We start from the raw sequence: 10869 nt of genomic DNA on the forward strand, positions 1-10869 counted from the left end.
GCCGACGCGTTCGCCGACGAGCCGGACGACGAGCCGGACGACGAGCCGGACGGCGCCGCGGAGGCCCCCGTCGCCCCCTTGGCCTGCTTGCCGTCGTCGTTCTTGGAGGAGTCCGAGGAGCAGCCGGCGACCGCGGTCAGGGCGGCGGCGCACGCCGTGGCAAGCACGGCCCAACGTGGGACATTCGACATGCGCCATGGCTACCCGTGCCCGGATGCGGGCAGCCCGGGGCGCCGAAGCGCGGGCCGCTCAGACGGGGCCCGGAACGCTGCGGCCCGCACTCCGGCGCGTCACAGCGCCCGCAGCTGATCCGTGAACCACCGGGCCGGCGGCAGCGCCGTCGCCGCCGCGGCCAGCCGCTTGGTGCGCTCCGCCCGCTCCCCGGGGTCCATCAGCAGCGCCAGGTGCAGCGCGCGGGCCGTGGCCTCCACGTCGTACGGGTTGACGGTGATCGCCTCGTCGCCCAGCTCGGCCGCCGCCCCCGCCTCGCGCGAGAGCACCAGCGCGCAGCCGTGGTCGGAGACCACCGGCACCTCCTTGGCGACGAGGTTCATCCCGTCGCGGATGGGGTTGACCAGCGCCACGTCCGCGAGCCGGTACGCGGCCAGCGAGCGCGCGAAGTCGTCCTTGACGTGCAGGGCGACCGGCTCCCAGCCCTCCGTGCCGAACTCGGCGTTGATCCCGCGGGCGACCCGCTCCACCTCGGCGGTGTACTCGCGGTAGACGGCGAGGTCCTGGCGGGAGGGGTAGGCGAAGGCGACGTGCACGACCTTGCCGCGCCACTGCGGGTGCTCCTCCAGCAGCCGCCGGTACGCGTACAGCCCGCGCACGATGTTCTTGGACAGCTCCGTGCGGTCCACGCGCACGATCGCCCGGCGGCCCGGGCCGATCTGCGACCTGAGCGCCGCCATGCGCTCCTCGACGTCCGCCCGGTGCGCCCGCTCGCGCAGGAAGTCGCCGTCGGCGCCGAGCCCGTGCACGCCCAGCCGCGTCGTCCGCCCCTCGAAGCGCACCTCGGCGTCGCGGCCCTCGCCGTCCCGGACGACCTCCGCGCCCAGCACGTCCGCGCAGCACGCGGCGAACGCCTCGGCCCAGCGCCGGGTCAGGAAGCCGGCCCGGTCGCCGCCGAGGACACCGCGCAGCAGCTGCCCGGCCACGTCGTCCGGCAGCATGCGGAAGTAGTCCGGCGGGGCCCAGGGGGTGTGCGAGAAGTGGCCGATGCGCAGGTCGGGGCGGCGCGCCCGGAGCAGGCCCGGCACGAGCGCCAGGTGGTAGTCCTGGATGAGCACCGCGGCGCCCTGCGCGGCCTCCTCGGCGACGGCGTCCGCGAACGCCGCGTTGTACTCCTCGTAGGCCGCCCACTGGGCCCGGAACTCCCGGTCGAAGGAGGGCTCCAGGGGCGTCTGGTAGAGCATGTGGTGCACGAACCACAGCACCGAGTTGGCGATGCCGTTGTACGCGGCGGCGAAGGTGTCCGGCGGGATGTCGAGCATCCGCACGTGGTGGCCGCCGGTGTCGTCCGTGGCGAGTCTTCGGCCGGCGGCGCGGGCCGCCTCGCGGTCGCCCTCGCCCAGGGCCGCGCACACCCACACCGCGGCGCCGCCCTCGGCGTCGCGCTGTATCGAGCTGAGCCCGGAGACGAGCCCGCCGCCGCCGCGCCCGGCCACGAGGGTGCCGTCCTCGCTGCGCCGGTACGAGACCGGGCCCCGGTTGGAGGCGACGACGATCGGCGCGGCGGCGATCGATGTGGCGTGCACGTGCTCAGCGACCATGTGGCCAGCCTTGCCGCGGGAAGAACCGCTCAAACGTACGCTTACGCGGCGTGTCGCTGGGCGTACTCGGGTATTCCGGCCATCGGCGGCCGCTCCTCCGTGTCCACCGCGTACGTCCGCGGAACGAAGCCCTCCGGGGTTCGTTCGAACTGTGTCAGCGCAGGTCGCACCAGGTGCCCCCGGGCCAGCCGGAGCTGTGCGGTGCGGTAGATGGCGGCGGCCATCCGGCCCAGCGCCTGCCCGTCCTGGTGGCGGTGCTTGCGCACGCCCACGTCCACCTGGGCCAGCGCCCCCAGCCCGACCGTGTGCAGCGCGTCCACCAGAAGGCCCAGCTCCACGCCGTAGCCGACGGGGAACGGCAGCTGCTCCAGCAGGGACCGGCGGGCCGCGTACTCGCCGCCGAGCGGCTGCACGAAACCGGCCAGCTGCGGCCAGTGCAGGTTCAGCAGGGGGCGGGCCACGAGCTCGGTCACCCGGCCGCCCTGGCCGGCGGTCCTGGCGGAGCCGGGCACATCGAATTCCGTGCCCAGCGGGCGGTCGTACATCGCCTTGACGAAGTGCACGCCGGGGTCCGTCAGCAGCGGCCCCACGATCCCCGACACGAAGTCCGCCGAGAACTCGCGCAGGTCGGCGTCCACGAAGCAGACGATGTCGCCCGTCGTCGCCAGCAGGGAGCGCCACAGCACCTCGCCCTTGCCCGGCAGTGCGGGCAGGCTCGGCAGCACCTCGTCCCGGTGCACCACGCGCGCCCCGGCCTCTGCTGCGACCTCGGCCGTGCGGTCCGTGGAGCCCGAGTCGACCACCACCAGCTCGTCCACCAGCGGCACCGCGTCCGACATCAGCTCGCGGCGGATCGTCGCCACGATGGTGCCGACCGTCGGCTCCTCGTTCAGCGCCGGCAGGACGACGCTCACCGTGGTGCCGGAGGCCCGCTTGGCGGCCAGAAGCACGTCGAGCGGACGATCAGCAGCGGACCAGGACCGCTCGGCCAGCCAGCGCTCCACCTCTTCCAGCACGTGTACGACTCCCTGTCTCACGGACGTTCTGCGACGCGTTCTGTGACGCATCTCGCGGTGCGGACGCCCCTCTCAACGGGCCGTCCCTTCCGTTACAGTCTTGAACAACGCGGACCGCCGTCCTATGTCGGGGGTCGCCGCGTGCACAAACGCCTGGGCCCCGCCCAGTGCCATACCGCTCATCCAGAGGGGCAGAGGGACACGGCCCGTTGAAGCCCCGGCAACCCTCCAGCCGGTCTCACCGTTCCACGGCGAGGCTCCCGGCGGGGAAGGTGCCAATTCCGTCTCGTGGCGACGTTCGCCACGGGGAAGATGAGGAGAAAGGGCCTCGCCTCCATGGCTGTGCAGTCTGTTGAACCCTCCACCACTTCTGTGGACCTCGGACCCGCCGTGGCACTCTCCTGCCGCGAGTGCGGAGAGCGCTTCGACCTCGGTCCCATCTTCGCCTGCGCCCTGTGCTTCGGCCCCCTCGAAGTCGCCTACGAACTGCCCGCCGGCGGGCCCGGTCAAGCAGCTGACCTGCGCGAGCGCATCGAGGCCGGCCCCGCGAACATCTGGCGCTACGCCCCCCTGCTGCCCGTCCCCGCCGACGTCGCGGGCAAGCCCAGCCTCAACCCCGGCCTCACCAAGCTCGTCAAGGCCGACAACCTCGCCCGCGAGCTGGGCGTGACGGGCGGCCTGTACGTCAAGGACGACTCCGGCAACCCGACGCACTCCTTCAAGGACCGGGTCGTGGCGATCGCGGTCGAGGCCGCCCGCGCCTTCGGCTTCACGACGCTGTCGTGCTCCTCGACCGGGAACCTCGCGGGTGCGGTCGGGGCCGCGGCCGCCCGGGCCGGGTTCAAGTCGTGCGTCTTCATCCCGCACGACCTGGAGGCCGGGAAGGTCGTCATGGCCGCGGTCTACGGCGGCGACCTCGTCGGCATCGAGGGCACGTACGACGACGTCAACCGCTTCTGCAGCGAACTGATCGGCGACCCGCTGGGGGAGGGCTGGGGCTTCGTCAACGTCAACCTCCGGCCGTACTACGGCGAAGGGTCCAAGACGCTCGCCTACGAGATCTGCGAGCAGCTGGGCTGGCGGCTGCCGGACCAGATCGTCGTGCCGATCGCCTCGGGCTCACAGCTCACGAAGATCGACAAGGGGCTGAAGGAGCTCGTCGCGCTGGGTCTGGTCGAGGACCGCCCGTACAAGATCTTCGGAGCGCAGGCGGAGGGCTGCTCGCCGGTCGCCCGCGCGTTCAAGGACGGGCACGACGTGGTGCGGCCGGTGAAGCCGGACACGATCGCGAAGTCCCTCGCCATCGGCAACCCGGCCGACGGGCCGTACGTGCTGGATATCGCGCGGCGGACGGGCGGGGCGGTGGAGGACGTCACCGATGAGCAGATCGTGGACGCGATCCGGCTGCTGGCCCGGACCGAGGGGATCTTCGCCGAGACGGCGGGCGGGGTGACGGTCGGCGTGACGCGGAAGCTGATCGAGAGCGGGCTGCTCGACCCCTCCCTGACGACCGTCGTGCTCAATACGGGCGACGGGCTGAAGACGCTCGATGCCGTTGCGGCGGGGCCGACGGCGACGATCCGGCCGTCGCTGGAGGCGTTCCGCGCCGCGGGGCTTGCTGCCGTCTGACGTCTGCAGGTGACGTCTGCGGGCCGGTTGTGCCCGCCCTCCCCCAAACCCCGTCCGGGGTCCCCCCAGCCCTGCGGAACAGCCGCCCACAATCTCTCCGGAAGGTTTTCCCATGAGCGTTACCGTCCGCATCCCCACCATCCTCCGCACCTACACCGGCGGGAAGGCCGAGGTCTCCGCCGAAGGCGCGACCCTCGCCGATGTCCTCCAGTCCCTGGAGAAGAACCACTCCGGCATTGCGGCCCGCGTGCTCGACGACGCCGGCAAGCTGCGCCGGTTCGTCAACGTCTACGTCAACGACGACGACGTCCGCTTCGAGCAGGGGCTGCAGACCCCCACCCCGGACGGCTCCGCCGTCTCCGTCATCCCGGCCGTCGCGGGCGGCTGAGGTTTCACAGGGTTCTTCCGTTATTGCCGCACGACGTCCCCGGAATCGCCCCGTCCGTAAAGCGGACGGGGCGATTCCGCCTGTTGAGCGCGATACAGTTGGGACGATCCCCGCCCGGCGTCAGTGCCGAACGCATATGAGAACCCGTCAAGTTGTGCGCGAAGTGTGTGCACGAAATGCCGGGTTGGTTGCGTTATACCCGGCCCGACTTGCCCTGAAATACCCGGAGTTCAGCCGATTTCCTCGATCGGCCATGCCCGGAATTCTCGTCCGAGTGACCTGTTGCAGACGGCATCCGTGCAGATACATTCAGCCGCGGTCGACGCGTTCCGGCGCACACCCACTGGGCTGCCAGGGGGTGAGGTCTGACCCGGGTCCGCGAAGTGCGGTCCTGCGCAAGGGCCAGTAATAGGGGAGTTAGGCATGGCTCAGGGCACCGTCAAGTGGTTCAACGCGGAGAAGGGCTACGGCTTCATCGCGGTCGACGGTGGTGCGGATGTATTCGTCCACTACAGCGCGATTCAGATGGACGGCTACCGCACCCTCGAGGAGGGTCAGCGGGTCGAGTTCGAGATCTCGCAGGGCCAGAAGGGGCCGCAGGCGGACATGGTGAAGCTGCAGCAGGTCTGATCGCGGCGCATCGACCACCGGCTCGCTCGGTTTGCAGAGGGGCTCGCACCCGACGGGGTGCGAGCCCCTCGCGCGTGTGCGGGGCGCGTGGGGTGGGTACGGCTGCCTGGGGCCCCTGCTCCGGGCGCCCCGTGGGCGTGACTGTCCCCCCGAGGCGCTTGCACTCTCCCTGGTCGAGTGCTAATCATTGGGCTTAGCACTCTCCGAGTGAGAGTGACAGATTTGGACCGTCGGTGAGGTCCGCATGCCAGGCGGGGCAAGGAACCGCAGGGTGCGCAGGCCGTCCGTCGCGGGCGCCAGTGCGGTCCGGAGCAGTCTCCACCCCGTCCTGGGAGGACCACTTCACATGGCCAAGATCATCGCGTTCGACGAGGAGGCACGGCGCGGTCTCGAGCGCGGGATGAACCAGCTCGCCGACGCCGTCAAGGTCACCCTCGGCCCCAAGGGCCGCAACGTCGTCCTCGAGAAGAAGTGGGGCGCCCCCACGATCACCAACGATGGTGTCTCCATCGCCAAGGAGATCGAGCTCGAGGACCCGTACGAGAAGATCGGCGCCGAGCTGGTCAAGGAGGTCGCGAAGAAGACGGACGACGTCGCCGGTGACGGCACGACGACCGCGACCGTCCTGGCCCAGGCCCTGGTCCGCGAGGGCCTGCGCAACGTCGCCGCGGGTGCCAACCCGATGGCGCTGAAGCGCGGTATCGAGAAGGCCGTCGAGGCCGTCTCCGGTGCCCTGCTCGAGCAGGCCAAGGACGTGGAGACCAAGGAGCAGATCGCCTCCACCGCCTCCATCTCCGCCGCCGACACCCAGATCGGCGAGCTCATCGCCGAGGCCATGGACAAGGTCGGCAAGGAAGGCGTCATCACCGTCGAGGAGTCCCAGACCTTCGGTCTGGAGCTGGAGCTCACCGAGGGTATGCGCTTCGACAAGGGCTACATCTCGGCGTACTTCGCCACCGACATGGAGCGTATGGAGGCGTCCCTCGACGACCCGTACATCCTGATCGTCAACTCCAAGATCGGCTCGGTCAAGGACCTGCTGCCGCTCCTGGAGAAGGTCATGCAGTCCGGCAAGCCGCTGCTGATCATCGCCGAGGACGTCGAGGGCGAGGCCCTGTCCACGCTCGTCGTGAACAAGATCCGCGGCACCTTCAAGTCCGTCGCCGTCAAGGCCCCGGGCTTCGGCGACCGCCGCAAGGCCATGCTCGGTGACATCGCCATCCTCACCGGTGGCACCGTCATCTCCGAGGAGGTCGGCCTCAAGCTGGAGAACGCCGGTCTCGACCTGCTCGGCCGCGCCCGCAAGGTCGTCATCACCAAGGACGAGACGACCATCGTCGACGGTGCCGGTGACAGCGACCAGGTCCAGGGCCGCGTCAACCAGATCCGCGCCGAGATCGAGAACAGCGACTCGGACTACGACCGCGAGAAGCTCCAGGAGCGCCTCGCGAAGCTGGCCGGCGGCGTGGCCGTCATCAAGGCCGGTGCCGCGACCGAGGTCGAGCTCAAGGAGCGCAAGCACCGCATCGAGGACGCCGTTCGCAACGCGAAGGCGGCCGTCGAGGAGGGCATCGTCGCCGGTGGTGGCGTGGCCCTGCTGCAGGCCTCCCAGGTGTTCGAGAAGCTGGAGCTCGAGGGCGACGAGGCCACCGGTGCCGCCGCCGTCAAGCTGGCCCTGGAGGCCCCGCTCAAGCAGATCGCGGTCAACGCCGGTCTCGAGGGCGGCGTCGTCGTGGAGAAGGTGCGCAACCTGACCCCGGGCCACGGTCTCAACGCCGCCACGGGCGAGTACGTCGACCTGGTCGCCGAGGGCATCATCGACCCGGCCAAGGTCACCCGCTCCGCCCTGCAGAACGCCGCGTCCATCGCTGCGCTCTTCCTCACCACCGAGGCCGTCATCGCCGACAAGCCGGAGAAGGCCGCCGCGGCCGCTCCGGGCGGCATGCCCGGCGGTGACATGGACTTCTGATCCTGACGGATCACCTGTCCTGACGCTGTACGCGCCCGAGGGCGGTGCCCCCCACCAGGGGGGTGCCGCCCTCGGGCCGTTGTTCCATCCGTTGTTCCATCCGCTGTTCTATCCGTTGTTCTCTGCGGGGTGTTCTGCGTTCAGCTCGCGCAGCGACCGGCGGCTCAGCCCGAACGCGTACGTCGCCGCGAATCCCGCCGCGTAGCCCGCCAGCAGGCCCGCCCCGTAGACCGCCACTGCCCGGCCCAGGCCGTGGCCGCCCTGCAGCAGCGGGAACAGGGCCCAGCCCGACGGGCCGATGGCCGTCGAGCCGACCGTGTCGCCCAGCTGCCCCAGCAGCCCCACGAACGCTCCTCCGAACGCGCCGCCGACGCAGGCGGTGACGAACGGGCGGCCCAGCGGCAGGGAGACGCCGTAGATCAGGGGCTCGCCGATGCCCAGGAGGCCGGCCGGCATCGCGGACCGGATCGTCCGGCGCACCGAGGTGTTGTGCGGCAGGCGGACGTAGAGGGCGAGGGCCGCTCCCACCTGGCCGGCGCCCGCCATCGCGAGGATCGGCAGCAGCACCGTGGAGCCCTGCTCCTGGATCAGGGTCGTGTGGATGGGGATGAGGGCCTGGTGCAGGCCCAGCATCACCAGGGGCAGGAACAGCCCGCCGAGGACGAAGCCCGCCGCCGCCCCGCCGTTCGCGAGCAGCCAGTCGGCGAAGCGGCCGATGGCCGTGGCGACCTCGCCCGCCGCGTACATCAGCCCGTACAGCGTGACCAGGCCCGCGACCAGAACGGTCACCGTCGGGGTGACCAGCACGTCCAGGGCCTCGGGGACGCGGCGGCGGCACCACCGCTCCACGTGCGCGGCGAGCAGGGCCGCGGCCAGCGCACCGAGCACCCCGCCCTGGCCGGGCACGAGCTTCTCGCCGAACGCGCTCACCCGGTCCACGCCCGGGAACACGATGATCGCCGCGACGGCCCCGCCCAGGACGGGGGTGCCGCCGAACTCCTTCGCCGTGTTGTAGCCGACGAAGACCGCGATCAGGGACATGAAGCCCGACGCGCACGCGGTCAGCGCGGGGGCCAGCGCGGGCAGCCAGTGGAGGTTGGAGAGGAGCCCGGCCAGGCCCGCCACGATGCCGCAGCCGATCAGGGCGGGGATCAGCGGGACGAAGATCTGGGCGATCCGGCGCAGGAACTCCTTGGCCGGGGTGGCGTTGCGGGCCCTGCGCTCGGCCCGGAGCGCCGCGCCGCGCTCGGCCAGGGCTTCCGCGGTGACGGTCTCCGGGGCCGCACCTGCCGCACCTGCCGCGGTGGCCGCGTTCACGTGTCGCGCGAGCTCCGGCGCGACCTTGGCCACCGTGCCCGGACCGAGCACGATCTGCAGGGCCGCGCCGTCCCCGACGATGCCCAGCACCCCGGGAAGGGCCCGCAGTTCGTCGCGCCGGACGGCCGACGGGTCCCGGACGGTCACCCGCAGCCGCGTCATGCAGTTCGTGACGGACGTGAGGTTGCCGGCGCCGCCGAGGAGGGGCAGGAGCGCGGCCGCGCCGGCGCCGCGGCCGCGCTCCCCTCTCGGGCCGTCGTCGGGCGCGTCCGGAGGGTCCGGTGCCATGGTGCGGCTACCCATGTGCTGTTCGCAGGGCCGTGCGCAGGTGACCGCCCGACTCGTCGAGGAGGCGCGCGGCCGTGCGCCCGTCCACACCGCCCAGGACGACGAGGATGGCGTGCTTCACCTCTCCGCCGGTCTCCGTCAGCGCGGCCTCTATCTCCTGCTCGGAGGCGCCCGTGGCCAGGGCGACGATCTGCCGGGAGCGGGCGCGCAGCTTGTCGTTGGTGGCCCGCACGTCGACCATCAGGTTCCCGTACGTCTTGCCGAGCCGGATCATGGTGATCGTCGAGAGCATGTTGAGGACGAGCTTCTGGGCGGTGCCGGCCTTCAGCCGGGTCGAGCCCGTGAGCAGCTCGGGGCCGACGACGACCTCGACGGCGTGGTCGGCGGCCCGGCCGAGGGGCGAACCGGCGTTGCAGGACACGCCGATGGTCAGCGCCCCGGCGCCGCGGGCGTGCTCGACGGCCCCGACCGCGTAGGGGGTGCGGCCGGAGGCGGAGACGCCGACGACGGTGTCGGCCGGGCCGACACCCAGGGCGGCCAGGTCGCCCGCGGCCAGCTCCCGGCTGTCCTCGGCTCCTTCGACGGCGGTGACCAGCGCCGCCGCGCCGCCCGCGATCACGCCTATGACCTGCGAGGGGTCGGTGTTGAAGGTCGGCGGGCACTCGCTGGCGTCGAGCACGCCGAGGCGGCCGGCGGTGCCCGCGCCCGCGTAGACGAGCCGGCCGCCGCGGGCCATGCGGGTGGCGGTGGCGTCGATGGCGGCGGCGATCTCGGGCAGCCGGGCGGCGACGGCGGCCGGGACGCCGGCGTCCTCGCCGTTCATGATCCGGGCGATGTCGAGGGTGGGCAGCCGGTCGATGTCCGCGAGGTCGGGGCGGAAGGCCTCGGTGGTGAGGGCGGCGAGCTCGGCGCGGAGGGCGCTGCGCGCCTGTGGGGAGGGGGCCGGCGAGGCGCCGGACGGCGCGGGGGAAGCGGCCGCGCCCGCGGCCGATGCGGATGACGAAGCAGAAGAAGAGGCCATGGGCGGACGGCTCTTTCCATGCGTGCCGGGCGGGCCGGCTTCGGTCAGCGCGGGGAGCGCGGGGCGTGGCGGTGGGCGAGCGCTTCGTACGAGGCGGACAGGGCCGGCGCCGCGGACTCGTACGTCTGCTGGGCGACGCCGATGAACAGGCAGTCCACCACGAGGAGCTGACTGGTGCGGCTCGACATGGCCGCGGGGCGCAGCTCGCTCTCCCGGGCGGAGGAGGTGGTGAGCACGTGGTCCGCGTACTGGGCGATCTCGCCCTCCGGGCGGCCGGTGATCGCGAGCGTCGTCGCGCCGTGCTCGAAGGCGACCCGCAGGGGTTCGATGACGTCGGTGGTGCGGCCGGAGTGGGTGATGGCGACGGCGACGTCGCCCGCGCGCAGCTGGACGGCGTTGGTGACGGCGAGGTGCGGGTCGGCGGGGGCGTGGGCGATCAGGCCGATGCGGAGCAGCTTCTGCACGAGGTCCTGGCCGACGAGGTTGGAGGCGCCGATGCCGTAGACGTCGATGCGCCGGGCGCCGGCGAGCGCGGCGACCGCGGCCTCCAGCTGCGCGGTGTCGAGGGCGGCGGCGGTGTCCGCCAGGCACTGCGCCTCCTCCTGGGCGAGTTTGGCGACGACGGCGGGCAGCGGGTCGTCGACCGCGATGTCGGCGGTGACGGCCGGGGCGCGGCCGGCCGCCTGCTCCGCGGCGAGCGCGGCGAGGGCGAGCCGCAGGTCGCGGTAGCCCGGATAGCCGAGGATGCGGGCGGTGCGCACGACGGTGGCCTCGCTCGTGCCGGTGCGCTCCGCGAGACCGGTGACGGTGAGGGCGGCGGAGCCCGCGGGGTCGCTCGC

9 protein-coding genes, 1 pseudogene and 1 riboswitch are annotated in these 10869 nt (G+C 72.3%); of the genes and pseudogenes, 4 read left to right on the top strand and 6 right to left on the bottom strand.

The genetic code is table 11. The annotated features are described in order from the left end of the window. The 3 genes and pseudogenes from V7793_RS25775 to V7793_RS25785 form a co-directional block, all read right to left on the bottom strand. Window positions 1-191: pseudogene (locus V7793_RS25775) on the bottom strand (DUF4232 domain-containing protein); the annotation flags it as partial. 99 nt (window positions 192-290) lie between these two features. Next, a complete protein-coding gene (locus V7793_RS25780; RefSeq protein WP_336010401.1) occupies window positions 291-1772 on the bottom strand; it encodes an alpha,alpha-trehalose-phosphate synthase (UDP-forming) in 1482 nt (493 codons plus the stop codon). A 41-nt stretch (window positions 1773-1813) separates the two neighbouring features. Next, a complete protein-coding gene (locus V7793_RS25785; protein ID WP_336010404.1) occupies window positions 1814-2788 on the bottom strand; it encodes a glucosyl-3-phosphoglycerate synthase in 975 nt (324 codons plus the stop codon). A gap of 176 nt (window positions 2789-2964) precedes the next feature. Beyond that, a riboswitch (SAM riboswitch) is annotated at window positions 2965-3107 on the top strand. On the opposite strand from V7793_RS25785, the gene thrC reads away from it, so the two are divergent. From thrC to groL, 4 genes are all read left to right on the top strand, one after another. Then, window positions 3101-4417, top strand: coding sequence for a threonine synthase (gene thrC / locus V7793_RS25790; RefSeq protein WP_336010413.1), 1317 nt, complete (start codon window positions 3101-3103; stop codon window positions 4415-4417). Its footprint overlaps the riboswitch before it by 7 nt. A gap of 112 nt (window positions 4418-4529) precedes the next feature. Continuing rightward, complete coding sequence (locus V7793_RS25795) at window positions 4530-4805, top strand: ubiquitin-like small modifier protein 1 (RefSeq protein ID WP_336010406.1); 276 nt, start codon at window positions 4530-4532, stop codon at window positions 4803-4805. Between the two features lie 423 nt (window positions 4806-5228). Continuing rightward, on the top strand, window positions 5229-5435 hold the full coding sequence (locus V7793_RS25800; RefSeq protein ID WP_030367227.1) for a cold-shock protein: 207 nt from the start codon (window positions 5229-5231) through the stop codon (window positions 5433-5435). Window positions 5436-5781: 346 nt separating this feature from the next. Beyond that, window positions 5782-7404 carry a chaperonin GroEL gene (gene groL / locus V7793_RS25805; RefSeq protein WP_058045776.1) on the top strand — a complete coding sequence of 541 codons (1623 nt, stop codon included), beginning with the start codon at window positions 5782-5784 and terminating at the stop codon, window positions 7402-7404. Window positions 7405-7512: 108 nt separating this feature from the next. Here groL and V7793_RS25810 read toward each other — a convergent pair whose 3' ends face one another. From V7793_RS25810 to V7793_RS25820, 3 genes are all read right to left on the bottom strand, one after another. Next, the gene (locus V7793_RS25810; protein ID WP_336010407.1) at window positions 7513-9009 is read right to left on the bottom strand and encodes a PTS transporter subunit EIIC; all 1497 of its coding nucleotides are present in this window, start codon (window positions 9007-9009) and stop codon (window positions 7513-7515) included. 7 nt (window positions 9010-9016) lie between these two features. Then, the gene (gene murQ / locus V7793_RS25815) at window positions 9017-10030 is read right to left on the bottom strand and encodes an N-acetylmuramic acid 6-phosphate etherase (RefSeq protein ID WP_336010409.1); all 1014 of its coding nucleotides are present in this window, start codon (window positions 10028-10030) and stop codon (window positions 9017-9019) included. Between the two features lie 44 nt (window positions 10031-10074). After that, a partial coding sequence (locus V7793_RS25820) for a MurR/RpiR family transcriptional regulator (protein ID WP_336010411.1) occupies window positions 10075-10869 on the bottom strand: 795 nt, incomplete at its 5' end.

Source organism: Streptomyces sp. KLMMK (genome assembly GCF_036961605.1).
GTDB lineage: Bacteria > Actinomycetota > Actinomycetes > Streptomycetales > Streptomycetaceae > Streptomyces > Streptomyces telluris.